This is a genomic window from Paenibacillus sp. sgz302114, from assembly GCF_056120345.1.
In genome coordinates, this window is record NZ_JBVYOI010000002.1 from 65,771 (window position 1) to 91,228 (window position 25,458).

Annotated in this window: 22 protein-coding genes; 6 read left to right on the top strand and 16 right to left on the bottom strand. The window is 52.6% G+C overall.

The window, feature by feature from the left end:
* Positions 1-12: 12 nt before the first annotated feature.
* The 3 genes from AC0LWF_RS05355 to AC0LWF_RS05365 form a co-directional block, all read right to left on the bottom strand.
* Positions 13-1,068 carry an efflux RND transporter periplasmic adaptor subunit gene (locus tag AC0LWF_RS05355; protein WP_474650534.1) on the bottom strand — a complete coding sequence of 352 codons (1,056 nt, stop codon included), beginning with the start codon at positions 1,066-1,068 and terminating at the stop codon, positions 13-15.
* Positions 1,049-1,768: an ABC transporter ATP-binding protein gene (locus AC0LWF_RS05360; protein ID WP_474650535.1), complete on the bottom strand. Its 720-nt coding sequence runs from the start codon at positions 1,766-1,768 to the stop codon at positions 1,049-1,051. Before AC0LWF_RS05360 ends, AC0LWF_RS05355 begins: the two co-directional genes overlap by 20 nt.
* Positions 1,769-2,003: 235 nt before the next feature.
* The gene (locus AC0LWF_RS05365) at positions 2,004-2,852 is read right to left on the bottom strand and encodes a DUF92 domain-containing protein (RefSeq protein WP_474650536.1); all 849 of its coding nucleotides are present in this window, start codon (positions 2,850-2,852) and stop codon (positions 2,004-2,006) included.
* A gap of 144 nt (positions 2,853-2,996) precedes the next feature.
* Here AC0LWF_RS05365 and AC0LWF_RS05370 point away from each other — a divergent pair, with 144 nt between their 5' ends.
* The gene (locus AC0LWF_RS05370) at positions 2,997-4,133 is read left to right on the top strand and encodes a GAF and HD-GYP domain-containing protein (RefSeq protein ID WP_474650537.1); all 1,137 of its coding nucleotides are present in this window, start codon (positions 2,997-2,999) and stop codon (positions 4,131-4,133) included.
* 59 nt (positions 4,134-4,192) lie between these two features.
* Here the strand turns inward: AC0LWF_RS05370 and AC0LWF_RS05375 are convergent, their stop codons facing one another.
* The 4 genes from AC0LWF_RS05375 to AC0LWF_RS05390 form a co-directional block, all read right to left on the bottom strand.
* Positions 4,193-4,924: a glycerophosphodiester phosphodiesterase gene (locus AC0LWF_RS05375; protein WP_474650538.1), complete on the bottom strand. Its 732-nt coding sequence runs from the start codon at positions 4,922-4,924 to the stop codon at positions 4,193-4,195.
* 8 nt (positions 4,925-4,932) lie between these two features.
* Positions 4,933-6,345, bottom strand: a complete 1,413-nt coding sequence (locus AC0LWF_RS05380; RefSeq protein ID WP_474650539.1) for a CapA family protein — start codon at positions 6,343-6,345, stop codon at positions 4,933-4,935.
* A gap of 76 nt (positions 6,346-6,421) precedes the next feature.
* A complete protein-coding gene (locus tag AC0LWF_RS05385; RefSeq protein ID WP_474650540.1) occupies positions 6,422-7,444 on the bottom strand; it encodes an MBL fold metallo-hydrolase in 1,023 nt (340 codons plus the stop codon).
* A complete protein-coding gene (locus AC0LWF_RS05390) occupies positions 7,441-8,196 on the bottom strand; it encodes a class I SAM-dependent methyltransferase (RefSeq protein ID WP_474650541.1) in 756 nt (251 codons plus the stop codon). The genes AC0LWF_RS05385 and AC0LWF_RS05390 overlap by 4 nt, the downstream gene beginning before the upstream one ends.
* Positions 8,197-8,341: 145 nt before the next feature.
* Here AC0LWF_RS05390 and AC0LWF_RS05395 point away from each other — a divergent pair, with 145 nt between their 5' ends.
* From AC0LWF_RS05395 to AC0LWF_RS05405, 3 genes are read left to right on the top strand one after another with little or no spacing between them, the layout of a single operon-like run.
* The gene (locus AC0LWF_RS05395; RefSeq protein ID WP_474650542.1) at positions 8,342-9,670 is read left to right on the top strand and encodes a spore germination protein; all 1,329 of its coding nucleotides are present in this window, start codon (positions 8,342-8,344) and stop codon (positions 9,668-9,670) included.
* A complete protein-coding gene (locus AC0LWF_RS05400; RefSeq protein WP_474650543.1) occupies positions 9,667-10,776 on the top strand; it encodes a GerAB/ArcD/ProY family transporter in 1,110 nt (369 codons plus the stop codon). The genes AC0LWF_RS05395 and AC0LWF_RS05400 overlap by 4 nt, the downstream gene beginning before the upstream one ends.
* Positions 10,773-11,873 carry a Ger(x)C family spore germination protein gene (locus tag AC0LWF_RS05405; RefSeq protein WP_474650544.1) on the top strand — a complete coding sequence of 367 codons (1,101 nt, stop codon included), beginning with the start codon at positions 10,773-10,775 and terminating at the stop codon, positions 11,871-11,873. The genes AC0LWF_RS05400 and AC0LWF_RS05405 overlap by 4 nt, the downstream gene beginning before the upstream one ends.
* A gap of 67 nt (positions 11,874-11,940) precedes the next feature.
* On the opposite strand, the gene fni is transcribed toward AC0LWF_RS05405, so the two are convergent.
* Complete coding sequence (gene fni, locus AC0LWF_RS05410) at positions 11,941-13,014, bottom strand: type 2 isopentenyl-diphosphate Delta-isomerase (protein WP_474650545.1); 1,074 nt, start codon at positions 13,012-13,014, stop codon at positions 11,941-11,943.
* Between the two features lie 212 nt (positions 13,015-13,226).
* Between fni and nagB the strand changes: the two genes are divergently transcribed.
* Positions 13,227-13,949, top strand: coding sequence for a glucosamine-6-phosphate deaminase (gene nagB, locus AC0LWF_RS05415; protein ID WP_474650546.1), 723 nt, complete (start codon positions 13,227-13,229; stop codon positions 13,947-13,949).
* A 3-nt stretch (positions 13,950-13,952) separates the two neighbouring features.
* Complete coding sequence (gene nagA / locus AC0LWF_RS05420) at positions 13,953-15,134, top strand: N-acetylglucosamine-6-phosphate deacetylase (protein ID WP_474651199.1); 1,182 nt, start codon at positions 13,953-13,955, stop codon at positions 15,132-15,134.
* 506 nt (positions 15,135-15,640) lie between these two features.
* Here the strand turns inward: nagA and AC0LWF_RS05425 are convergent.
* From AC0LWF_RS05425 to citZ, 8 genes are all read right to left on the bottom strand, one after another.
* On the bottom strand, positions 15,641-16,573 hold the full coding sequence (locus AC0LWF_RS05425) for an NHL repeat-containing protein (protein WP_474650547.1): 933 nt from the start codon (positions 16,571-16,573) through the stop codon (positions 15,641-15,643).
* A gap of 140 nt (positions 16,574-16,713) precedes the next feature.
* Complete coding sequence (locus AC0LWF_RS05430) at positions 16,714-17,517, bottom strand: DeoR/GlpR family DNA-binding transcription regulator (protein ID WP_474650548.1); 804 nt, start codon at positions 17,515-17,517, stop codon at positions 16,714-16,716.
* Entirely contained in the window at positions 17,518-18,474 is a 957-nt protein-coding gene (locus tag AC0LWF_RS05435; protein ID WP_474650549.1) for a sugar kinase, read from the bottom strand.
* 31 nt (positions 18,475-18,505) lie between these two features.
* Entirely contained in the window at positions 18,506-18,937 is a 432-nt protein-coding gene (locus AC0LWF_RS05440) for a hypothetical protein (protein ID WP_474650550.1), read from the bottom strand.
* Between the two features lie 108 nt (positions 18,938-19,045).
* On the bottom strand, positions 19,046-21,292 hold the full coding sequence (gene recQ, locus AC0LWF_RS05445; RefSeq protein ID WP_474650551.1) for a DNA helicase RecQ: 2,247 nt from the start codon (positions 21,290-21,292) through the stop codon (positions 19,046-19,048).
* A gap of 98 nt (positions 21,293-21,390) precedes the next feature.
* A complete protein-coding gene (gene mdh, locus AC0LWF_RS05450) occupies positions 21,391-22,344 on the bottom strand; it encodes a malate dehydrogenase (RefSeq protein WP_474650552.1) in 954 nt (317 codons plus the stop codon).
* A gap of 320 nt (positions 22,345-22,664) precedes the next feature.
* Complete coding sequence (gene icd, locus AC0LWF_RS05455) at positions 22,665-23,957, bottom strand: NADP-dependent isocitrate dehydrogenase (protein WP_474650553.1); 1,293 nt, start codon at positions 23,955-23,957, stop codon at positions 22,665-22,667.
* A 127-nt stretch (positions 23,958-24,084) separates the two neighbouring features.
* Entirely contained in the window at positions 24,085-25,197 is a 1,113-nt protein-coding gene (gene citZ, locus AC0LWF_RS05460; RefSeq protein WP_474650554.1) for a citrate synthase, read from the bottom strand.
* Positions 25,198-25,458: the final 261 nt, after the last annotated feature.

Sequence of the window (25,458 nt, forward strand, 5' to 3'; positions counted from 1 at the left end):
ATCGCTATCGAATTAGTTATTTAAGACAACTAACTTCCCGGGATCAAGCCCTTTGACAATCTCGACTTCGGTCGATGTCGTGATGCCAGGCTGTACATCAATTTCTTTGCGGCGGTCACCGTCAATGACTTGCACATACGTACGGCCGAGGTACGTCCTAAGACCGCTCTTCGGAATTACGATTACATTGTCATGCTTTTGAAGACTGATCGTGATTTCGGCCGACTTGCCAAGCTCAAGCTTCGCGCCTTTGGTCGTGATCTCAATATAGAGCAGTCTCGTATTCCGCTCATCGACATCCTTATTGCCTGTTAGCGGAGCATCTGACGGCGACTGCACGACTCTGCCTTGGTATTTGTTCTTGTCGATCGTCACAGATACCAGCATGTCTTTCTGAATGGCAGAGAGCGTCTTCCCGTCATCCGCAGTATGAACGAGCCACAACTTAGTCGGATCCGCAATCGTTACAAGCGGCGTATAGCCGTTTAATCCGTCGCCAGGCGACTTCACATCTGCATACGAAATTTCACCGCTAATTGGAGCAATTAGCTTCGCCGAATTATACTGCTCTTTCAGGGAGTCCATCATCAACTGTTCGCGTTCCAAATCAATTTCCTTCATACGCAGGCTCGTCCCGGTTACCCCGTTCACCCTTGCGCTGTGCAGCTCAATCTGAGCACGCTCCAGATTCAGCTTCTCGAGATTCATACGAAGGTCAAAGTCCCCCATATCAAGCTCAGCGATCAAATCTCCTGCCTTCACTTTATCGCCTTGCTTGACGTAAAGCTCCTTTAATCTACCGCTTTCCTTATAAAATAACGGGACATTATTGCTCGATGCGACGGTAGCGACGCCGGTAAATTTCGATTCAATCGCTGCTTTCTTCACTTCAATTGCATCGACCTTCTCTGCAACCGGCTTCACGAGCGGAGGCTGAATGTTCAGCTCCTTCTGCGGCAGCAGCGAGCAGCCTGATAACAGAGCTGCGCACGCGAGCAAGGCAGCGGTTTGCTTCAAAATGGTGGTACGGCGACGATTACGAGTTAGACTAGTTCGACTGAGTGACAATCTGTCCATCCTCCAATGCTATAACGTGATCAACGATTTCCATAATGCCTGGGTCGTGTGTCGTCATAACGACTGTCATGCCATGATTCTCTACGAGGTCGCGAAACACTTTAATGACTTGCAATCCCATACGGCTGTCCAGCTCGGCCGTCGGCTCATCCGCGAGCAGAAGAATCGGCTGATGCGCTATCGCCCTAGCAATAGCTACGCGCTGCTGCTCGCCACCGGATAACTCAGGCGGACGATGCTTCATCCTTGCCTTCATCCCTACCCATTCGAGCGCGCGTTCCGCTTGCGCTTTGTTCAGCTTGCTGTCATTGCCAGCGATGCGGAGGCCAAACTCGACATTCTCATACGCTGACATGAGCGGAATGAGACCGAAAGCTTGGAAGACGAGTCCAAGATGAGTGCGACGCCAGTGACTGCGCTGCTTCTCCGGCAGCTTGGAAATAACTTGCCCGTTGAAGAAAACTTCGCCTTCAGTCGGCTGATCGAGAGCGGCAAGCAGGTTAAGAAGCGTAGTTTTCCCTGATCCTGAACGCCCTTTGAGTGCGATCATCGAACCCTTGTTAATGGTCAAATTAATATTTTTGACAGCGGTTACAGAATTGTCGCCGCGACCAAACACCTTCTTTACATTAACAGCTCTCAGCAGCGGCTGATTTAAAGGTGTTGACGATTCCGCCGTAGTGATTATCACAGGCAGCCATTCTCCTTCCTATTCCCTTTGCTTCTCATAATCTGTAAATTTTTACTATAAGAGTTAGGATACTAGGGCAGCTATATGCTGTCAACCTTCTAATTTGCCAGCAACGAGAAGCAATTCACCCAATATGGAGTTGATTATAACCGTTTTCAAAGCCAAATGGGTGAATATTGCGAAAATAATACAAAGATGTCGGCTCCAAGAGCATGAGAGCGGGCAGCTTGCTGCGCTAGGCCAGCAAGCTGCCGATCAGCCACGCGAGCAGGCCCGCGAGCGCGGACGATGCGAGGTTCACCGCATCGTTGGTCATTGCGGCGAAGCCGCGCACCCGCTCGGCAGCGACGCCGCAGTGCTCGGCGCGCTCCGTCTCGCTGCCGCACACGCGGCAGCGGTACATCGCTTGCACGGTGGCGCCGAGCAGCGAGTCGGCGAAAGCGCCGGCCGTGCCGGCGACCGCCGCGGCGGCGAGCAGCGCCCCGCCCGGCAAAGCGCCTGCTGGCGCTGGCGGCGCAGCCGCAAGCAGCGCCGCGACGGCGCCAATGAATGCGGCGCCAGCGAGCGCGGCGCCGCTGCCAAGCGGCGTGACGCCGCCGCTCGTGCCGGCCGCGACGCGCCGGCCGCTAAGGATGGAGCGCGGAGCAGCCGCGCTTAAGGCGCCGATCTCCGTCGCCCATGTATCTGCGTTCACGGCAGCCATGACGCCGACAAACGCAAAAGCCCAGCCGCCATGCGGCCACAGCGCATGCACGGCGCACAGCAGCAGGCCGAGCCCGCCGTTAGCCCATACCTGCAGCCAATCCCTTCTGCCGCTCTTCGCATAGTTGGCTTCCGCCTTCCGCTTCTTTCTATGCCGCTTCTTCCACTTTGAGAGCAGCGAAGAAGAGATGAAGAAAGCGATCAGCGAGCCGAACCAGAATGGTCCACCAAGCGCTACAAAGCAGCTCCCCATCACAATGGCTGACCACGCGCCTGAAGCAGACAGTGAGCGCAGCCGATAAGCGCCGCCAGCGAGAATCAAGCTGCCGATAAGACCGACGAGCACACGACCTGCTAGAGATGAAGAGTACAAATCCGTCATATGTAAAACTTCCTTTCCTAATACCAAAAGAAGGATTTTTCTATTTCGCGTTGAAGTCTTATGTCGAACTGCCTAAAATATTGTCATAATTTAGTACGATATACCTCTAACCAGAGTATTGCAGATAAGGAGAGCTCACCCCAAATGAAGCCAGAACTTGATTCATCACCAGTTGCAAATGAGAGAACGCCGGAAGAACTCCTTCGCATTATCTTTGATTATACCGCTAAAATCGGCAGCCAGCGAAGCCTGAAGAGCGTACTTCTTCTGATGGCTGATATGGGCCGTGAAATGATATTGGCTGACAGGTGTACCGTATGGCTTATTGACCGCAACCGCGGGGAGTTATTCACTACCATTGCGCACGGCGTTAGCGAAATTCGCCAACCGCTCGGATCGGGCTTCGTCGGCCATTCCATCATGACAGGCGACAATTTGCTGATTGAGGATGCCTACCAAGACCCTCGCTTCAACGATGCGAATGACTTAAGAACCGGCTATGTGACCAAATCGATCATCACCGTGCCGTTCGTCGGCAATGATGGCAGCATCATCGGCGCCTACCAGGCGATTAATAAATTAACGCCGCAAGCGGTATTCACCGAGCGCGATCTGGAGCAGCTGAAGCTGGCCGCTTCCTATGCAGGCAAATCGCTCGAATCCGTCATGCTGCACGAAGAGATCGTCGCTACGCAGCGCGAAATTATTTCAACAATGGGTGAAATCGGCGAGAGCCGTTCCAAAGAAACAGGCAACCACGTCAAACGCGTTGCAGAATATTCCTACATACTCGCACTCGGCTACGGTCTGTCCCAGGAGGAAGCTGAACTGCTCAAGCTTGTTTCGCCCATGCATGATATCGGCAAGGTCGCCATTCCTGATTCCGTGCTGAACAAGCCGGGCAAGCTGACCGAGGAAGAATTCGACCAGATGAAGAGCCATACGACGATTGGCTACAATCTGCTCAAGAACTCCGACCGCGAGCTGCTCAAGACTGCCGCAATTGTCGCCTACGAGCATCACGAGAAATGGAACGGGACCGGCTACCCCCAAGGGCTGAAAGGCGAAGAAATCCATCTGTACGGCCGCATCACTGCGATTGCAGACGTATTCGATGCGCTCGGCAGCGAACGGGTCTATAAGAAAGCGTGGGAGCTTGAGCGTATTCTCATGTTGTTCAATGAAGAGCGCGATCGCCATTTCGAAGCCCGGCTCGTCGATGTGCTGAACGACCAGCTGCCCGCCATTCTGGATATCCGCAACCGCTACCGCGATCTATAACAGAAGAGACCGGCTATCACTTGATGTGATGGCCGGTCTCTCTCTTTATTCGTACATCCTTACCCACCGGTCGCCGCCTGCTGGAAGCGATCTGGGTAATTCGTACAAATCATTAAGTTTGGATTCATGCTGCCAAGCCGTTTCATCATCGGCGCATCATTGACAGTCCACGCCATAACCGCGACTCCCGCTTCCCGCATCTGTTCCAATAGCTGATTCGAAACATGTGTATAGCCGATCGATAAAAACGTTGCGCCAAGCTGCTTCAAATCCTGCACAAGCGTCCATGGCGATGCATCCAAAATGAGCCCCGTGCGTACATCTGCCGTTAACGAGCGAACGACCCGCAGCGCTTTACGATCGAATGAAGTAATAACCGAGTCATGCTGGAGACTATGCTTGTTCAGCAGATCGACGACCTTCTTCTCGATGCCTGGATAGCGTCCGCCGTACGTTTTGAGCTCAATATTAAGACGGCATCGGCCAACAGTCTCAAGAATGACCTGCTCCAGTGTTGGAATGCCTTCCCCGGCAAAAGCCTTATCAAACCAGCTGCCGGCATCAAGCTTCCCGAGTTGCTCCGCCGTATATTCGCTTACCCTTCCGGCTGTCCATGCGGTCCTCCACAGCGTGTCGTCATGAATGACGACGGGAATGCCGTCTTTGGACAGCTGAACATCCAGTTCAATCCATTGCACGAAAGGAAAGCGCATCGCCTCCCGAAAAGCAGCCATCGTATTCTCCGGCGCAAGCCCGGATGCTCCCCGATGGGCAACACATGGGTTGAGCATTCGACCATTCACTCCTTCGGCTTCACGTTTCCTGCAGCGTCAATCGACGCGTGAATTGAAATCGCGGAGATGCGAGCAAGAAGTGCAGCCGCCTCATCGCCCTTAAGCGGTGCAGGCTGGGACTGATTTGCGCGCATCGGATGCATAAGCAGCGAGCACTTTCCATCTACGCTGCACCGCGCATCAACAACACCGGTATCTTTCGTTTTATCCGGCGGCATGCCAGGGAATATAAAGTTTCCTAAGCTGTACGCAATCCACTTGCCTTTATACGATTCGAAGCCTTGTAAAGTATGAGGATGACTGCCAATGACCAAATCGGCTCCTGCATCAATATATTCATGCGCCAAGCGTTTCTGGTCATCGTTCGGGTTATCTTCACGTTCGATGCCCCAATGCACCATCACGACAACAAGATCCGCTTGTTTCTTCGCATCCTTGATCGCTTTCACTGCTCGCGTGGAATCATACGTCTCAGCTAGACCCGGATGATCCTTGGCCGCTTTCCATGAGCCTTCCGGAATAACCCGCGATAGGCCGATATACGCAACGCTGATGCCTTTGGTTTCAACCAGCACTGGCTTGAACGCCTCTGCATCGTCACGGCCTGCCCCCATATTCGGAATGGCTGCGGAATCGAGGTGGCCAATCGTATCGAGCAGCCCCTCTTCGCCTTGGTCCATCGTATGGTTGTTCGCCAGATTGACGACGTCAATCCCCGAAGCCTTCAAGGCTGGCAGCGCATCCGGCGAGGATTTATAGACATACTGTTTCTTCTGAGCAGGAGTCCCTCTCGTCGTTACCGGCGTCTCCAGATTCACCGCCATTAAGTCCGGCTTCTGCAGAAACGGCTGAACATATGTATACGGATAATCGTATCCGTTCTTCAGCATTAAATTTTCGACCGTTGCCGCTAGCAATACATCTCCGGCAAAAGAAAGCGTAATGGAATCGCCTGGCGTCGAACCGGGGGATGCAACTGCCGAGCCTGAACCTGAGTTGGAATCATCCGCTCCATCAGACGGCTCTTGACCCGCTGCTGGCTGCTGCTCGCCTTTATTGGCTTCATCTGAGCCGCTATCTGCATCTGTCCCCGAATCATTCGTAGCTTCATTTGCAGCTTCATTCGTAGCGGCATCCGAGTTCGAATCCGTTCCACCGTCTGCGGATGCATTCGATGAATGGTTATTCTCCGTCTCTGCGGCATTATTGCCGTCGCCGGAAATACTCGTGTTAGCTCCGCTTCCATTACCCGAAGCGATGTCCGGCTTTTCTGTTCCGTCCTGCCGCTGCACGAAATAGACGGCAGCAAGCGCGCCTATGATGAACAGCATAACGATATTGATTGTGAGCAGCCTTTTCAACCGGCGTGAGCGCTGCTTCTTCTGGTGCTGATGTGTTTCAGACCTTGATGCGTGCATAGTCGGCTAAGCTCCTTTTCTCTCGAACATTGACGCATTCATTATACCGCATTTGCGAGCGAGTAAAGGAAACTTTTTACGGCTGCTGATCCGTTCTCGTTGTAAAGTAAACCTTGGCATCCTGAGTGCTTCGTTCGATGCGCCCGCACTTCTCCAGATGGAACAAATGAGCAAGCGTCTCTGACATCGCGAACCTCAAATTATGCGTATTTCCGGCAATTCTCTCGCCAAACAGCTGCATACATAACATATAACCCGTATTCGCGCCTGCTTGAATCAAACTATACATATGCGTCAGCCTGCGTTCATGATGCGCGATGAGCTGTTCGATCCGCTCCTTATAGTTAGTGAACGGGTCCCGATGACCGGGAAAAGCCAGCTTTACCTCAAGCTTGCGAATCTGTTCTAAGCTATCCAGAAACTGTTCCAGCTGATCTTCGCCGTCACCTGGGACGACGCTAATATTGGGAGTAATATCAGGCAGCACCTGATCGCCGCACAGCATGAGCTTCACATCAGCTGCGTAGAAGCAGAGCTGCCCCTTCGCGTGGCCCGGCGTATCGATGGTCTGCCAGGTGAGACCGCCCATCTCTATCGTCTGCCCCGCTTCGAGGAAGGTCACCTTCGGCTGCGGCGACACCTTCGGAATAAAGCTGTCCAGATGCGGCGCAATCTCATCGAGCACCGGCAACGGCATACCATGCGCTTCGTACAGCTGTGTCAGATCTGCGGCAAATGCGGTTCCTGCATCGCTTCCCCACAGCCTCTGCGTATACGCATACGAGGCTTCGGAGATATAGACCGGCGCGCCGCCCGTCTGCTCTTGGAACCATCCAGCGAGCCCGTAATGATCGGGGTGCTGATGCGTCAGCACAATGGTATGAATCGCGCGGATGGAGATTCCGTGCTCATCCAGCGCTTCCTGCCATGTTTGCACCGCATCCGGTGTATGCAAGCCCGGATCCACGATTGTATAGCCTCGCTCGTCATGCAGCAGATAGCTGTTTACATATTTCAAGGAGAAGGGCAGAGGCACCTTCACTTGAATAATGCCTCCGGGCCATTTTGCAGTGACTAGAGGCTTGCTCGTTTCACTCAATGGCTTGCCCTCCCTTTCAAGATCAGCCGAGGCGAACGCAGCTCATCATACGCCAGTCCCTCATAATTTCCATACACATGTGTCAGCTTAAGCCCCGCCTCGGACAGCGCCTGCTCAAACCAAGCCAGCGGAAACAAGCGGACACGTTCTTCGTAACGCCGAACGCTCGCTTCTTCCCCTGCTGTGCCGATTGCAATTTGCTTCACGACCCAGCCCTCTTCCGTGATGGACCGTACCTCTTCAATATGTAAGCCGGATTCCGCGTCCAATCGTTCCGAACGTGGAACAAGATTGGCTGTCACGAATGCTGCATTCATAAAATCAATCAAAAAAGCACCATCGGGTCTCAGCACGCGGCGAATTTCAGCAAGCACGCGCTTATTATCATCCTCCGCCTCGAAATAGCCGAATGACGTAAACAAATTAACCGTCGCATCGAATGTATGGTCTGCAAACGGCAGCTCCCGCATATCGCCTTGGATGAGCTCTTTGATCAGTCCCTCATCATTGTTCTCACGTGCCTTCTGCAGCAACGCTTGCGATAGGTCGATGCCAGTCACTTCGAAACCCAGCTGCGCAAGCGCAAGCGCATGCCTGCCCATGCCGCAGCCAACATCGAGAATCGCCGCGCCGGGCGCAAGCTCTAGCCAGCCTGCCATCCGCTGCACCTCGCGCTTCGCCTGCTCCCAATTCCGGTGCCTGTACACAATCATATAATCAGAGCCAAAACTACGCTCAAACCATGCCGACATAAGCGATTCCCCTCTCTCTTTTTACTGCTTCCTATTGTACTTCACGGTCCGCTATTCTGGCAAAAGACGCATGAAGTGGCATAATTATCTTCCTTGTTATCCATACTATTCCAAAGCTATGGAATGGAAAGGAGGTCAAAGCAAAGTGCTAAAGCGGATCAAGTCACTGTTTGCCGAATCTAGAGATTTAACGATGCACCAGCTGCAAAATGACGAAATGACCATTGAGATCGCCTATATCGAGTCGCTCTGCGACGGAAGTAAAGTGAGTGACTTTATCCTCGTCCCCTTCACGAAGCAGCTGCAGCCCTTTGACGAGATTGTGAAGGTCAATCCGGTCTACGAGCCGCTCGATGACCCGGCCAAATGGACGGATACGCTTCTGGTTGGCTTCGTCCTTATCCAGGTGAATGGCAAGATCTATAAGCTCGACGCCGCGCGAATCATCCGTAACGAGAACCCGCAAACGATGATGGAAACGGTCATTACCGGACCGCAAATCGCCCTCAGCGAGGACGTCATTGATTCGATCAATATCATCCGCAGCCGTTATCCAAGCCCTGAGCTTGCGACTGAAGAGCGAACCGTTGGCACCATCTCGCGGACCCGTGTGCTGCTGCTGTACGACAAGCGAAGTGTCGATGCGAATGTGCTGAATATGGTCAGACAAAGACTTGATCGCATAACAGTCCCAATGGTTAACGCCTCCGGCCAGCTTAGCCGTGAGCTTGGCGACCGGTATAAGCTGTTTCCGACGATGATCATCACTGAGCGGCCGGACCGTGTCTGCAACGGCATTCAGGATGGAAAAGTCGTATTGCTCCTGCAGGGCTCCATGTTCGCCATCATGCTGCCAGTCACGTTCTATGATTTCATAAGCGCGGTTGACGATCAGTATGATTCGTTCTGGATGACGCGTTTGCTGCTCGTCCTTCGCTACATCGCCGTCGTGCTAACGATTACGCTGCCTGCCTTGTATGTCGCAATTGTTTCCTATAATCCGGAGTTGTTTCGCGTGCAGCTCACTTTCTCGATCGCAGGAAGCCGATCAGCTGTGCCGTACCCGTCCTTCATCGAAGTATTCATTATGCTGATTATGATTGAATCACTTATCGAAGCAAGCGTACGGTTGCCAAAGTATATCGGCTCTACCGCCACGACCGTTGGAGGTCTCATTCTCGGACAGGCCGCTCAACAAGCTGGACTCGTCAGCAGCATCATGATTATCGTCACATCAGTGGTAGCAATCTCGAACTTCGTCATTCCGGTCAACAATATGTCCACTGCAATCAGGTTCATGAAATATCCGCTCATCGTTCTGGCCATCTTCTTCGGCATATCCGGCGTGACGATTGGCCTGTTTATTTATTTTGTATATTTAGCCGACTTGCGCAGCTTTGGCAAGCCGTATTTTCGCATCTTCAGCAAAACGCCTTCGCAATCAGGCGATATCGGGCAGGTGGATCAAGGATGAACCGTTATTTTTACTATTGCGTCACGATTGTGAGCATGCTCAATTTGATGTTGTTTGTCCCCTATTTGCTCATTCAGGACCGTTATACGGGGGCTCTTTCATCCATGATCGCCGCAGCAGTCGTTGGTTCTACGCTGGCGATTCTGTTTACCCATGTCATGAAAACCTTCCCTGGCAAAGGACTTCCGGAGATATTTGGGATGTTCTTCCCGAAATGGGTAACGGCGCCGCTCATGTTTCTTCTGGGCTGCATGTATTTCATGTCCGGTTCCATTGTGCTAACCGGGTTCTCCGTGCTTATTAATCGCTTTCTAAATCCGGACACCAGCTCGTTTGTCGTGCTGAGCCTGCTGTCGATTGCTTGTATTTACGGGGCGACCCGCTCCACCTTGTCCAACATCTTCATCGTGGAGATGGGCTTAATTATAAGTGTGCCGCTCATCTTAATGATTCTGTTCAAGTCTTACCGGAGTCCGTCGCTCGATTGGGATGCCATGCGAACCGTTGCTCAATATTGGCGCAGTCCGCCGAAGCTGACTCCGTACGCAGCGGCGGTTTTTCTTTTTACCGGCTATACAGGCTATGGCATCTTCAATCGGCTGAATCCGCCGAACTTCAGGCTCCGGTACCGCTGGCTCATACCGCTCATCGGCTGCTTTATTCTGGCGAGCTCCTTTTTCGTCCCCATTGGCTTTCATGGTACTGAGACTGTAGCCTCCTACCTATATGTGTGGAGTGTGACAGCCGATTCCATGACGATGGAATACGGGTTTCTCGAACGGGTCGTGTTTATTTTCCTTCTTCTCTATTTGAACTTGACGCTTGTATATTCGACTAATGTCTGGCATATCGCAATGGAGCTGTTCAAGAGCTGCCTGCCAGGGGCAAAGCCGCAGATTGATCCGGAGCGTACGCCGCTGACGAACTGGATTATCGCCGTGCTTCTGGGCGCAATCACCGTCATTACCTCTTTCTTTTTTGATGAAAAGGAAAACTTGGCGCTCGCGACGAACTGGCTCATCCTCCGCGTATTCGTGGAAGCGATCTCCGTGCTCTTTCTCTTCGTTCTTAGCATTGGAGCTGGCGGAAGGAAGCAATCGACATGAGTTACAGACGGTTGCTGCTGCTGGTTGTTATGCTGATGACACTCGCCGGACTAACGGGCGGATGCGGCTTTAAGGACATCGATAAGCGATTCTTCGTCGTCTCCATCGGCATCGATCCGGCGCCGGAGGGCGCCAAGGGCTATAAGGTCACGATTCGCATGGCCGTACCATCACCGAAGGTGGAACCGGGAGCTGCGAAGTCACAGATTGAAACGATCCAAGCGACATCCATTGCCGAAGCCGTTCGGCTGCTGAAGGCGCATGTCGATAAAGAGCTGGATTTTGGGCATTGCAAGCTGCTGCTGCTTGGGGAAGAGCTGGTGAAGAAGGATTTCAGAGGGCCGCTGAATTGGCTGTCGCGCCGGCGAGATATTCAGAATGTCGCCTACGTTGCGATCGGCAGACCGGATGCGAAGACGATCATCGAGATTGAGCCTCCGAATGAGCGGATGCCTGGCAACTCGATCTTTCTGTTGTTCGGCAATGACGGGTCGGAGTCGTCTTATACGATCTACGAATATTTATTCGATTTTCTGCGGCGCACCGGCGAACTCGGCTTGGACCCCATCCTGCCGATCATGCGCAAGGAGAAGAACGGCTATGTCGTCACAAGGCTTGGCCTGCTTAATAAATCAAAGCTCGTTAGCGTGCTGAATTCGCAAGAAACCGAGATGTACAATCAAATACGTAATGAATATAAGAAATCGACGGTTGCGGCCACTTTCGATGGGCAGAATATGGTCATGTCCGTGGACAGTATTTCGTCCAAAAGTCGAATCGTAAAAACGAGAGACGGATGGGTTCTGAGGCTAAGGCTAAATATTAGAGGAATCTTCGAGGAAGCGCCAATCGGCGTCTATGATCAAAGCTGGACAAAGCTGGAGCAAACGTTTAATGCGCAGGTAGAGCAAGAAGCCAAACGCCTGCTTGAGAAGGCGCAGCAAGCAGACGTTGATCCGTTTGGCTTCGGGCTTAAATTCCGTGCGACACATGCCGGAAGCGTGAAGACTTGGAGCGACTGGCAGTCGATCTACCCAAGACTGAAATTCGACGTGAAGGCGAATGTCATTATTGAAGGCTCCGGCATTGTGCGGTAGCTCTGCAGGTAAGGGGAAAGTATACAGGTAAACACAAGCGAGCTACTGGTGGGCTAGCTCCCTAGATCTAGATCCGGACAAGCCGGTTCGTGCTTCTCAGCTCACTTAGCGAGCCTGCGCCAATGCCGAACATCGCGGTGCGCAGCTCGAATTCCGTGCGCTCCATCTGGCGGTGCAGGTCACGCTCGCTCCCGTTCCCGCCCGCCGCTGCTTCCGCAGCTCCGGCAAGGAGCGAACGGCCGAAGCCGACCAAGTCCGCGCCGAGCGCGATAGCTTTGGCGGCATCGACGCCATTGTGCAGTCCCCCGCTCGCAATGATGGTCGCTTGCGGCAGAGCATCTCTGACCTCGCGGACTGAGGCCGCGGTCGGAATGCCCCAGCCGGCGAACGCCTCGGCTGCTTCGGCGCGCAGCGGGTCGGTGCTTGAGCGGAATTTCTCAACTTGGCTCCACGAGGTTCCGCCAGCGCCTGCAACATCAATGAAGGATACGCCTGCTTGGATGAGGCGGTCCGCAGTCTCTGCGTCTATACCCCAGCCGACTTCCTTCACGCCGACAGGAACGCCGATGCTGCGACACACATCTCCGATGCGGCCGAGCAGGCCGCGGAAATTCGTGTCACCTTCGGGCTGGAATACTTCCTGCATGCTGTTGAGATGCAGGACGAGCGCATCCGCCTCGGCAAGCTCCACTGCCCTGTGGCAATCGTTGACACCGTAGCCATAATTGAGCTGCACTGCGCCAAGGTTCGCGATAATCGGAATCGTCGGTGCATATTGCCGTACCTGAAACGTCTCTGCAAGAGATTCGTTCTCGATTGCTGCCCGCATGGAGCCAAGTCCCATCGCCCAGCCGCGCACTTCGGCCGCTTCGGCTAGCCTGACATTAATAGCAGCAGCCTCATACGTGCCTCCGGTCATGGAGCTGATCAATAATGGCACTTCCATCGCGCGATTAAGAAATGTAGTGGAAAGATCAATATCATTAAAAGCCAGCTCCGGCAGCGCAAGGTGGCGGAACCGATAGTTTGCGAAGCCCGGATCGGTACCTACGCTTTGCACGTTCTCCGTAAGGCATATGCGGATATGTTCGCCTTTTCGTTTGGCAGTCTCTAGATGCTCATCATTCAGCCTGTCTGTCATCCTAGTCGTCGATCTCCTTTTTCGCTAAAAAGCTTCCTATAGTAATAAAGCTATCATGGCACAATGGGTAGGGTTAGAGCAAATCCGGTCGGCGCTTGCTTAATTTTGATTATTTTAATCTTATTTTTGACTATAACAATCATTTTTATTGTTGTTTACTACATATGGTCGTATAATAAAAGCAGAAGATCATTATCAGGAGGCGCTCAAAGATGCAAGTAAAAACATTTGACAACACAACTGAACTCGATTTGTTCGCTGCCCAGCTGTTTGCAGATAAGCTGAAAAATAAACCGAATGCGACGCTAGGTCTCGCTACAGGCTCGACACCTGTCGGCATTTATGGAAAAATAATAGAGATGTACAAGAGTGGCAGCATTTCCTTCAAGGACGCGACCACGTTTAACCTAGATGAATATGTCGGCTTGGATCCAGAGCACGAACAGAGCTATGCGCACTTCATGAAAGAACAGCTGTTCAACCATATCGACCTGCCTCAGCACAACGCGCACTTGCCGAAAGGAACCGGACCAGACTTGAAATCGGAATGTGCAGATTACGATCGGATGCTTGCTGAGCAGCCAATCGACATCCAACTGCTAGGCCTCGGTCTGAACGGCCATATCGGCTTCAACGAGCCCGATCAAGAACTGCAAGGCGGTACTCATGTGGTAGAGCTGGAGGAATCGACACGTGAAGCGAACGCAAGATTCTTCGACAATCTGAATGAAGTGCCGACGCAGGCGATTACGATGGGTGTTGGATCGATTTTGAAGGCTGATTCCATCCTGCTCGTAGTAAAAGGCGCTGACAAGGCAGGCATCGTTAAGCAAGCGCTGCAAGGACCGATTACGACGGAAGTGCCGGCATCGCTCTTGCAAACGCACAAGAATGTAATTGTACTCGTCGATCGTGAGGCTGGGAGGCTGTTATAATTGATGCAAACTACAGGTGACTCATGGCTCATCAAGCATGTGCAAACCATCGTTTCGGACACGGTTGCCTACGGAAGCGTAGTTGTAGTAAACGGCAAAATTGAAAAAATCATTGAAGGCGACGCTATTCCAGCCGAATATGAACAGCTTGAGACGGTAGATGGGCATGGCGGCTGGCTGTTGCCAGGCTTTATCGACATGCATGTTCACGGCGGCGGCGGCGCTGACTTCATGGATGCGAGCCGCGAAGCCTATGATGTGATTACCCGCTTCCACGCATCCAAAGGAACAACAAGAATGCTGGCAACGACGGTGACCGCTTCACCAGAAGCGATCGCAGCCGTGCTCGAAGCATCAGAGGCTTACCGTAAAAGCGGCGACATGCCGAATACGGTGCTGGAAGGCGTTCATTTGGAAGGTCCCTTCATTAGTGAGAAATGGCCTGGCGCACAGAACCCGGCTTTCATTATTTCGCCCCGGGTTGATCTTATTCAAGCATGGAACGAGCAGTACCCTGGACTTATGAAGCAAGTTACATTCGCTCCTGAGAAAGAAAATGCGCTCGCATTGACGGAATACCTCGCTGCAAACGGGATCGTCGCTGCTGCCGGCCATACGGATGCGACCTATGCGCAAGTGATTGACGCTGCGGAGGCTGGCATGACGCAAGCGGTTCATACGTTCAACGCGATGCGCGGCTTGCATCACCGTGAACCGGGAACAGTCGGCGCGGTTATGACCGACCACCGCATCCACGCCGAGCTAATCGCAGACGGCCATCACGTTCATCCGGCAGCTATTCGCCTGCTGGTCGCTGCGAAGCCGAAGGATCGGGTCATTTTGATCACGGACGCGATGGCGGCAGCCGGGCTTGGCGATGGTCAGTACGATCTCGGCGGACTCGTGGTCGATGTGCTGGACGGCGTCGCCCGCCTTCGTGACGGCGGAAGTCTTGCAGGCAGCACGCTGACGATGATCGACGCGGTACGCTATATGCTCGCGCATACAAGCCTCAGCATTGCTGAAGTGAGCCAAATGGCGAGCGGCAATCCGGCGAGACAGCTCGGCATTGAAGATGTTACAGGCAGCATTGCCGAAGGCAAGCTCGCTGACCTGGTGCTGACGGACACATCGTTCACGAATGTGCGCCGCACATGGGTGAGCGGGCGTCAGATTTACGGATAAGCGAATAGCGAACTTATAGCGATTGATTGCATGTTAATGAAGCAGGCCTGACGGGCCTGCTTTTTGTTTACATTCTTCAGTTTATCACTGGTTTATCACCGATGTAGGGTACGTGGTACACCTCTTTTGTTCGAACTACCTGTTTTCCTCTCATGTAGGGTACGTGGTACACCTCTTGACTCGAACTCCCTGATTTCCTCTCAGGTAGGGTATCTGTTACCCCTCTTTGGCTCGTATTCCTGTTTTCCTCTCAGGTAGGGTACGTGGTACTCTTCTTTGGTCAAATACCAAGAGCCCCCGACAAAGTAGTGCATCTGGATACTCTCTTTTGCCCTCTTCAGCGAAATCTCGCCAATGTAGCGACCCTGAGGACTCTCTTCCACCCATGTAGTCCACCACACCAGCATCTATCCCCTCAATCTGCTAGTTTTCCGCCAATGTAGTCCACGCAAAAAAAGCAGACCCTGAAGGGCCTGCTTTCATAAACACTCAAATTATAAAATAAATTATTGCTGCCTAACTAGCTTCGTAATCCGACCATCGAAGATCCACTCCGCCACGTACACATTGCCCTGCGAATCAACGCAAACGCCATGCGGGGAGCTGAATTTATCTGGACGATAGTACGATTTTGGCAGGTTCGGCCAGCCCTGTTGCTTGTACGCCTGCTGGTCCTCGCCGAGGTGAGTGATGAGGCGGTCATTGCGATCGAGCACCGTAATACGGCTGTCGAGATCTGGAATGTACACTTCGTCACCGAAGAAATAGAAGCTGCACGGAAGATCGAGGTTGTGATCGACGAAGCGCTTATGCTCCCCTTCGAGCGTGAACACTTGAATCCGGCTGTTGCGGCGGTCAGCCACATAGATTTCTGGTTCTTCGCCGCGCAGATTAATGGAGATGCCGTGCGGCTCAATTACTTTGCCTGCCTCCGAGCCGCGTCCGCCCCACGAGCGGATATAATTGCCGCGGGCATCATAGTGGTGAATATGGAACTGGCCGTAGCCGTCCGAGACATAGATGTCACCGTTAGGCGCCACGCACACATCTGTAGGTACATAGCGGCGCTCAGCATCGTACAGATCCGGACGGTCCGGACGGCCGATCTCAAGCAGCGTCTCGCCATCCAGCGTCGTCTTCACAACAAGCGCGCGGTTCGTATCTGCAAAGTACAGATACTCGATGCCGTCATTATCGCGATGGAGGTAGAAGCCGTGTGCGCCGCCTTCGAACTCAGGGCCCCACGATGTAATGAAATTGCCGTCTTTATCAAATTTGATAACGGAGTCTTTGCCGGTATTATGTACGTAAACGTTATCATTTGCATCCACAACGATGCCATGTGTATAGCCGTAAGCAATTCCCTCCGGAAGCTTGCCCCAGCCTTGTGCAACTTCATAGGAGTGGGAAGCGCTACCAATTACTAATTTCTCTGACACGTCACATTTCTCCCTTCAAGGTTTCATACATCCCCAAGTATACCAAAAATGGAGAGTGGTACAAGGAACGATTTGGGAAAATGATATAAAAAAGGCAACAGCCGCCAGTGGCAGCCATCACCTTCTCCGTTCAAAAATATTTAGACACTCGCCCCGTACTGCGTATCGGCAACGACCGTTTGAATGCCATAAGTCTGCGCAATGGACGCAAGCTGCTGCGGCAGCGCTTCATCCGTAATGAAGCCCTGCAGCTGCGACAACGGCGCAATCGAGAACAAGGAGGTCCGGCCGATCTTCGTATGGTCGAACATCGCATAGGTCGCCTGCGAGCGGCGAATCATCGCCTTCGCGATATGCGCCTCCTGCTCCGAGTACGTGGTGATGCCGCCAGTCGAGGAGACACCATCAACGCCGAGGAACATTTTGCCGATGTGCAGCTGGCTGATCATGCCTTCACCGAGCGGACCGCACAGCTCAAAGCTGTTGTGGCGCATCATGCCGCCTGTCACAACTACGTTAATGTCGCTGCCCGCCAGCTCCATCGCGACGTTCACGGCATTCGTTACAACGGTAATGCCTCTGCGCGTCTTGAGCAGCTTAGCGAGATAATAGTTCGTCGTCCCGCCGGACAAGCCGACAACGTCGCCTTCAAGAATTAGACTGGCAGCTGCAGCTGCAATCCGTTCCTTCTCCAAGAACGACAGCCCTTCCTTCTCGGCAAAAGGCAGCTCGCGCACCGCATTCATCCCGTCATACATCGCGCCGCCAATCGTACGAATGACTGGCTCTGACTTCTCCATCAGCTCCAGGTCACGGCGTGCCGTCGCCTCCGAAACACCGAAGCGGTCCACGAGCTCCTGGATCGTAATCCGCCCTTGGCGCTTCAGCACATTCATAATCTGTTCCCGCCGCCGCTGTCCTTTTGACGAACCAGCTTCAGCCATCTATCGCTCCACCCAGCCTTTATCCGATAATCGGCGCTCCACAGTTGTCCAGTCAGGCAGTGCTTCCCAGTCACCACGGCTTTGCACGACAAGCGCGCCGCTAATGCTGCCTAGACGAACCGCTTCCAGCACACTCATCCCTTTGAGCAGCCCCCCAAGGAAACCAGCGCAGAAGCCATCGCCTGCACCAACCGTGTCAATTACGCGTTCAATCGGGTAGAATGGCACCTCTACGACTTGCCCATTCTCCAGCACCACATTCGTGTCGCCAACGCCTTTTACGATGCTAACGGCAGATAAGCTAACCAGCTTCTCTTTCACGGCTTCAAAATCATCCGTATCGTACAGCAGTCTTAGCTCGTCCCAGCCAGGCAAGAAGTAATCCGCTTGCGCTGCGAGTGGCAGAACCACTTCGCGCGCTTCATCTATCGACCATAGCTTCAGACGCAAATTCGGATCGAAGCTGATCTTCACGCCTGCTTCCTTTGCTGCAGCAACTACGGCGAAGATTGTTTCACGGCAGTCGTCGCTAAGCGCCGGCGTAATACCTGTAATGTGCAAAATCTTACAGCTGCGTATGTACTCCAGATCGAGATCGCTCAGCTTCATCTTGCTCGCGGCCGAATGCTTACGGTAATAATGTACCGTCAGCTTACCAGCGACCATCTCGCGGAACATCATGCCTGTCGGCGCATCCGCGGACAGAGACGCCCGCGACACATCGACGCCTTCACCGCGAATCCGTTTCAGTATGGAGCGGCCGAACGGATCGTCGCCGAGTGCGCCGAACCAACCAACTGATTCGCCAAGTCTCGCAACACCGATCGCGACATTGCTCTCTGCACCGCCGTAGCTCTGCTCCAGCATCGCCGACCCTTCAATCGCTCGATGATCCGGCGGCATGAATAAAGCCATTGTCTCGCCAAATGTTAATAAATCCGGCGCTGTCTTCGCCATGGTTTCCCCTCCAAATTGACTTTCGGGCAAATTAGATGTCTTTATGAATCGGATATTTCATGAAATAAAGAATGACGATATAAATCACGAGAATGATAAGGCTCAACACGCGCGCCTTGGCAATGTGAGCCGATGCGCTCTCACCGCTTTGAATCGCGGAAGCAATACGTTTCAGGGGCTTTGTTACGATGCCGCCAAGCGCTGCGATTGCAAGGAAGAGCAATGTTACAATAATCATCCAAATCACTTTGTACTCGCCTTGCGACATCAAGTAGCCGCCAGTCAGCAGCTGCAGCACAAGGAAATATTGGGCAACGCGGTTGGCAGATACTAGCCCTGCAGCAAGTCCGGCTTGTCCTGCGCCGTCAAGCTTGGAAGCGCGGCCTGCCATTAGCGGCAATACGATATAGAATCCCATTCCGGCTGCACCGATTACGTGCAAAAATAACATAAAATCAAACATACTTACTTCCTCCTTAAAGGTTCGATACATTAGCTCACTTCAGCATCTGCTATAATGTACTATTCTTTCAAGTATACTAAAACGCACGCTTCAATACAAAAAATAGCTTTATTCGTATGAGGGTGTCAAACGATGCTTAACCATGACCGCTTTTATTGCAAAATAATCGACATCGTCCGGAAGCGCCTCTTTGATCGGTTTAAGCTTATCGCTTCCGATCTGCTGAATCGTCTCCACGATGAGCGCCTCATATTGTTCGGGGATGAACATTGCAAAGTCGAGCTCCTCGCCTTCCTGAGCACAGCGAAGCAAATGGTTCTCGATCGTCACACGGCTCATGCCGCGCATAGCTGCTATTTCAGCAAGCGACTTGCCTCTGCCAATCAAGGTGAGCGTCTGCATATGGCTCGGCAGGCTCTCAAGCTCCGTCAGCTCCGCGGCATCCGCCTGACTTACCTGCACCTGTACTTTCGGTTCAGCTGCCTTCCGGCTCGCTTGTACCGGTGCTGTTGACTGCGACGGCATGTCACCGTTTGAAAAGGAAGCTGCTCCTGAAGCCGCTCCCTCTTTAAATTCGCGCACAATTGCAATGACATCACTGCCATACTTACGCGCCTTTGCTTCACCGACGCCTTTCACACCTAGCAGCTGCTCGGTCGTAATTGGCTGCCTGTCGGCAATTTCACGCAGCGCCGCATCGAAGAACAGCATGAACGGCGGAACGCTCTCTCTTGCTGCCGTCACACGACGCCACTCACGCAGCGCTTCGAACAGCGGCGTGTTCGCGGCAGACACATTCGTTCCAGCCGTTTCTCTCCGCTTCGCAGCGGCACTCTGCCTACGGTGCACGGTCAGCTTGCCTTCCAATACAGGCAGTGCCTCGGCCGTCAGCGACACTGTTGGATACTCCCCTTCACTGATCCGTAAGTAGCCTTCTGCGACAAGATAATAGAGCAGATCGGTAATCTCCTTCTCCGCCCAGCTACGCATGAGGCCATATGTCGATAGCTTGTCGAGACCGAACTCGAGAATCCGCTTTTCTCTCGAGCCCTTAAGCACTTTTGCAGCCAGCGATATGCCGAAGCGTCCTTTCATCCGCCCAACGCAGGAAAGCGCCTTGCGTGCATCCTCTGTCGTATCGATCATCGCGCTCTGATCGAGACAGTTGCTGCATTTGCCGCATTCAGGCACATCCGCCTCTCCGAAATACCGCACAATATATTGCAGCAAGCACTTCTCCGATCGGCTGTAATGCATCATCGTATACAGCTTGTTCAACTGAATCGTCTTGCGCTCAGGATCTGTCGTGCTGCGGTCGATCAGGAAGCGCTGCACCTGCACGTCCTGGGGCTCAAACAGAAGGACGCAATCGCTCTCCTCACCATCTCGCCCAGCACGTCCAGCCTCCTGGTAATACGACTCCACATCGCCTGGCATCTGCCAGTGAATGACATAGCGGACGTTCGGCTTATCAATCCCCATGCCAAACGCATTCGTCGCCACCATCACTCGGTATTCGTCGAAGCGGAATTTCTCCTGCGCGTCCCCCCGCTCCCCATCATTCAAGCCGCCATGATACTTGCCTGTGGCGATGCCAAGCTTCATCAAGTCCTCGCTCACTTCTTCGGCTTCCTTGCGGGTTGCGGTGTACACAATACCGGATTGGTCCGGCCGCTGCTTCACGAAGTCGCGCAGAAACTTCCGTTTGTCAGTCCCTGTCACGACGGACAATGTGAGATTCGTACGTGCAAATCCGGTTACGAAAATATTCGGCTTACGCAGCCCGAGCATCGCCGCAATGTCCTCTGATACCTCGGGTGTAGCCGTTGCCGTAAATGCCGCTACAGGCGGACGGTTCTCGAGCCTCCCGATCCAGCCTGCCAGCTGTCGGTAGCTCGGGCGGAAGTCATGCCCCCACTGTGAGACGCAGTGTGCTTCATCAATCGCGATGAGCGGTATATGCATTTGGCTCGATAACGAGTCGAACATCGTGCTATCGAGACGCTCTGGTGCGACATATAACAGCTTGTACACGCCTTGCGCAGTCTGCCGCACCACTTCACGGTACGACTCCGAACTAAGCGAGCTATTCAGGTAGGCAGCCGATACGCCCAGCCGATTAAGTGCATCCACTTGGTCTTTCATAAGCGATATGAGCGGTGAAACGACAATTGTCGTGCCAGGCAGCAGCAGCGCGGGAAGCTGGTAACAGATTGACTTCCCCCCGCCCGTTGGCAGAATGGCGAGCGTATCCTTCCCTTCCAGCACACCTGCAATGATGTCGATCTGGCCTTTACGGAAGCTGTCGTAGCCATACACCTGCTTTAGCGTACGCAGTGCTTCTTCATGAATCATCTCTTGCTCCTCCTTCCATCATCAAAAATGAAGACCCTGACGGGAAACGCAGTCAGGGTCTCATGTGCTTCATGAGGTTATCGTGCTCTATTTTGCTTCTATTTGCTGCTTCCGCTGTCGACGATTGCGATGACACTGCGAACCGAATTCGCGGACTTCTCAAGCGCCGTCTTCTCTTCGGCTGACAGCTCCAGTTCGAAAATCCGTTCAATGCCGTCGCCGCCAAGAATGACAGGCACGCCCATGAACAAGTTATTGTAGCCGTATTCGCCTTCCAATAATGCGATGACGGGCAGTATTCGTTTCTTGTCTTTCAAGATGGCTTCTGTCATCTGCACAAGCGAGGCGGCTGGCGCGTAGTAGGCACTGCCGTTGCCGAGCAAATTAACAATCTCGCCGCCCCCGACACGCGTCCGCTGCACGATCGCTTCAATCCGATCTGCCGGTATTAGCTTCTCAATTGGAATACCGCCGACGTTCGAATAACGAACGAGCGGCACCATATCGTCGCCGTGACCGCCAAGGACGAAGCCGCGAACGTCTTCTGTAGAGACATTCAGCTCTTCGGCAATGAAGGTGCAATAACGGGCTGTGTCAAGAACGCCTGACTGCCCAATGACACGGTGCTTCGGAAATCCTAGCGCCTGGTATGCGACGTAAGTCATCGCATCTACCGGATTAGAGAGAATGATGATGTAGGCATCCGGGCTTGTCGCTTTAACGCTCTCGCAGACCGACTTGACGATGCCAGCGTTGGTGTTTACCAAGTCATCGCGGCTCATGCCCGGCTTGCGCGCAATACCTGCCGTAATGATAACTACGGATGAACCCTTCGTGTCCTCATAGTTGGACGTCCCGATGATTTTGGAGTCTATGCCTTGAACAGGCGTTGACTCCATCATGTCGAGCGCTTTGCCTTTCGTCGGGTTCTCAAGCTGCGGAATGTCCACGAGCACGACATCGCCAAGCTCTTTCTGAGCGAGCATTAACGCCGTTGTCGCACCGGTAAAGCCTGCACCTACAACCGTAATTTTGTTCCGTTTAATCGCCATCGTACACTACCTCCTAATAAACATAGGATTAGTTTCCCCGATTGCAATATCTTTATTGCTCCGGTCGCGCAAGCGACCTGCCGCCCCAAGCGGCAAACTCACGCGAACACATATATCGTGCAAAAACCGCAATAGCGAATGCTATGCGGTTTTTGCGAAAGCGGTGCACGTACCACTCTATATATAGTCTCTGCAGCTCCCACGTTATACCTTCCGGTTGCCAAAGTGTGGTAACCCTTGGGGTCCCCCTCCTCTGGAGGGGGATTTAGGGGGAGGAATAAGTGTGGGTAAATATGGACGCTCCCTATTCAATACATCTATTACAGATTTTTGATGATTTCGTCAGCGAATGCAGAGCATTTCACTTCAGTAGCGCCTTCCATCAGGCGTGCGAAGTCATAAGTAACTGTTTTGTTGTTGATTGCTGTTTCCAGACCTTTGTAGATGGAATCAGCCGCTTCTTGCCAGCCAAGGTGCTCAAGCAGCATTACGCCGGAGAGGATAACCGAGCCTGGGTTTACAACGTCAAGGTCAGCGTACTTAGGCGCAGTACCGTGAGTTGCTTCGAAGATCGCGTGTCCAGTCAAGTAGTTGATATTCGCGCCTGGTGCGATACCGATACCGCCAACTTGTGCAGCCAGTGCATCAGACAGGTAGTCACCGTTCAGGTTCAACGTAGCGATAACGTCGAAGTCTGTAGGACGAGTCAATACTTGTTGAAGCGCGATGTCCGCAATTGCGTCCTTCACGATCAGCTTGCCAGCTGCTTCTGCTTCTTTTTGTGCTTTGTTCGCAGCGTCAGTGCCTTCTGCTTCTTTAATGCGGTCGTATTGACCCCATGTGAAAGTCTCGTTAGCGAACTCTTGCTCAGCGACTTCATAGCCCCAAGTTTTGAATGCACCTTCAGTGAACTTCATGATGTTGCCTTTATGAACAAGTGTCAACGATTTACGGCCATGCTTCAGCGCGTATTCAATCGCAGCACGTGCAAGACGTTTCGAACCTTCTGCGGAAACTGGCTTAATGCCGATACCCGAAGTTTCTGGGAAGCGGATTTTGTTAACGCCCATTTCATTTTGCAAGAACGAAATTACTTTCTTAACTTCTGCGGAACCTTCTTGGTACTCGATACCAGCGTAGATATCTTCAGTATTCTCACGGAAGATAACCATGTCTACTAGCTCAGGACGTTTAACAGGGGAAGGTACGCCGTCGAAGTAACGAACTGGGCGCAAGCATACATACAGGTCAAGCTCTTGGCGAAGCGCTACGTTCAGGGAACGGATACCGCCGCCGATTGGCGTAGTCAATGGACCTTTGATTGCTACGATATATTCGCGGATTGCAGTCAGCGTATCAGCTGGCAGCCATTCGCCGTAAGTATTGAATGCTTTCTCGCCGGCGAACACTTCGTACCAAGCGATCTTCTTCTCGCCGCCGTATGCTTTCTCAACTGCTGCATCCAGAACACGCTTGGACGCTTTCCAGATGTCACGGCCTGTGCCGTCGCCTTCGATGAAAGGTACGATTGGGTTGTTCGGCACATTAAGTACGCCGTTATCGATTGTAATTTGTTGTCCTTCAGTAGGTAGAGCGAATTTTTCGAGTTTCATGGTTGAAATCCTCCTATAATTTGAAGTTCATATAATCGCTATACATAACATGACGGGAGCCGGCTGACCGCGCTTTATAAGGCGCTGCCAGTCGGCACCCCGTCACGACAAGGCCGCTTCTTTCAGCTTAACGCTCCGCAATTGGAGTTACTTTTTGATCTACCGGTCCTGTGTACTCAGCACGCGGACGGATCAAGCGGTTGTTCTCGTATTGCTCAAGAATGTGCGCAGTCCAACCTGTGCAACGGCTGATCGCGAAGATCGGCGTGAACAGATCGCGTGGAATTTGAAGCGTTGTGTAAACGGATGCGGAGTAGAAGTCAACGTTTGGCTTCAGACCCTTCTGACCTGTTACAAGCTCTTCAATCTTCACGGACATTTCGTACAGCTCCATGTTGCCTGTCAATTTGCCAAGCTCACGGGACATCTTCTGCAGATGTTTCGCACGTGGATCGCCGTTTTTGTAAACACGGTGGCCGAAGCCCATAATTTTCTCTTTGTTCGCAAGCTTCTCGTTGATATACGATTCAACGTTGCCGAACGAACCGATTTCTTCGAGCATAACCATAACCGCTTCGTTCGCGCCGCCGTGCAACGGGCCTTTGAGCGCGCCGATAGCCGAAGTTACGCCGGAGTAAATATCCGATAGTGTAGCAACTGTAACGCGTGCTGCGAATGTGGATGCGTTCAGCTCATGGTCTGCGTGAAGCACAAGTGCTTGGTCAAGCGCTTTTACAGCAACTTGATCCGGCTCTTGGCCAGTCAGCATGTACAAGAAGTTGTAAGCGATCGATACACCGGACTTCGGAGCCACCGGCTCTTTGCCTTCGCGAATGCGGGCAAACGCGGCAACGATAGTCGGGATTTGTGCTTGCAGTTTAATTGCTTTCTTGATGTTCGCTTCTTGCGACATCTCGTTAGCGGATGCATCATAAAGCGCTAGACTCGAAACCGCCGTACGAAGTGCTGCCATCGAGTTCGTGTTGCTTGGGTACAGCTTGATTTGATCCAGCACCTGCGTTGGTACTGCTGCATATTCGCCAAACTTCTTGATTAGCTCATCAAGCTCAGATTGGTTCGGAAGCTTACCGTACCAGAGCAAGTAAGCCACTTCTTCAAAAGAAGCATGCTCAGCAAGATCATCGATGTTGATCCCGCGATATGTCAGTACGCCATCAATAATGGAGCTGATCGAGGATGTCGTTGCGACAATACCTTCCAGACCTTTGGTCACTGTCATGTTTCTCTCTCCTTTAGTCTCTTTTATTTAAAATAAATGGAGTAACGTTAACAATAATTGGATTCGAGTTCCACAATCGTCGTTCTAATCATATCGGATTTTGACCGAGAAGTGAACAAAATCGGATATAAAATTGCTTTATCGCTACCATAAAGGTTTTTTCATCTACTTAACCTGCATTGATTTTTCCCTAAACATTTCACTTTTACCCGTTCAAATCAACACTTTCTTGCGACTGTCCCTAATGGTAATATGTGCAGT

Bases quoted from the DNA above. Each gene is read 5' to 3' on its own strand.
- AC0LWF_RS05365 (WP_474650536.1), bottom strand. From the start codon at position 2,852: ATGACGGATTTGTACTCTTCATCTCTAGCAGGTCGTGTGCTCGTCGGT.
- AC0LWF_RS05370 (WP_474650537.1), top strand. From the start codon at position 2,997: ATGAAGCCAGAACTTGATTCATCACCAGTTGCAAATGAGAGAACGCCG.
- AC0LWF_RS05375 (WP_474650538.1), bottom strand. From the start codon at position 4,924: ATGCTCAACCCATGTGTTGCCCATCGGGGAGCATCCGGGCTTGCGCCG.
- AC0LWF_RS05380 (WP_474650539.1), bottom strand. From the start codon at position 6,345: ATGCACGCATCAAGGTCTGAAACACATCAGCACCAGAAGAAGCAGCGC.
- AC0LWF_RS05390 (WP_474650541.1), bottom strand. From the start codon at position 8,196: ATGTCGGCATGGTTTGAGCGTAGTTTTGGCTCTGATTATATGATTGTG.
- AC0LWF_RS05400 (WP_474650543.1), top strand. From the start codon at position 9,667: ATGAACCGTTATTTTTACTATTGCGTCACGATTGTGAGCATGCTCAAT.
- AC0LWF_RS05405 (WP_474650544.1), top strand. From the start codon at position 10,773: ATGAGTTACAGACGGTTGCTGCTGCTGGTTGTTATGCTGATGACACTC.
- fni (WP_474650545.1), bottom strand. From the start codon at position 13,014: ATGACAGACAGGCTGAATGATGAGCATCTAGAGACTGCCAAACGAAAA.
- nagB (WP_474650546.1), top strand. From the start codon at position 13,227: ATGCAAGTAAAAACATTTGACAACACAACTGAACTCGATTTGTTCGCT.
- nagA (WP_474651199.1), top strand. From the start codon at position 13,953: ATGCAAACTACAGGTGACTCATGGCTCATCAAGCATGTGCAAACCATC.
- AC0LWF_RS05430 (WP_474650548.1), bottom strand. From the start codon at position 17,517: ATGGCTGAAGCTGGTTCGTCAAAAGGACAGCGGCGGCGGGAACAGATT.
- AC0LWF_RS05435 (WP_474650549.1), bottom strand. From the start codon at position 18,474: ATGGCGAAGACAGCGCCGGATTTATTAACATTTGGCGAGACAATGGCT.
- AC0LWF_RS05440 (WP_474650550.1), bottom strand. From the start codon at position 18,937: ATGTTTGATTTTATGTTATTTTTGCACGTAATCGGTGCAGCCGGAATG.
- recQ (WP_474650551.1), bottom strand. From the start codon at position 21,292: ATGATTCATGAAGAAGCACTGCGTACGCTAAAGCAGGTGTATGGCTAC.
- mdh (WP_474650552.1), bottom strand. From the start codon at position 22,344: ATGGCGATTAAACGGAACAAAATTACGGTTGTAGGTGCAGGCTTTACC.
- icd (WP_474650553.1), bottom strand. From the start codon at position 23,957: ATGAAACTCGAAAAATTCGCTCTACCTACTGAAGGACAACAAATTACA.
- citZ (WP_474650554.1), bottom strand. From the start codon at position 25,197: ATGACAGTGACCAAAGGTCTGGAAGGTATTGTCGCAACGACATCCTCG.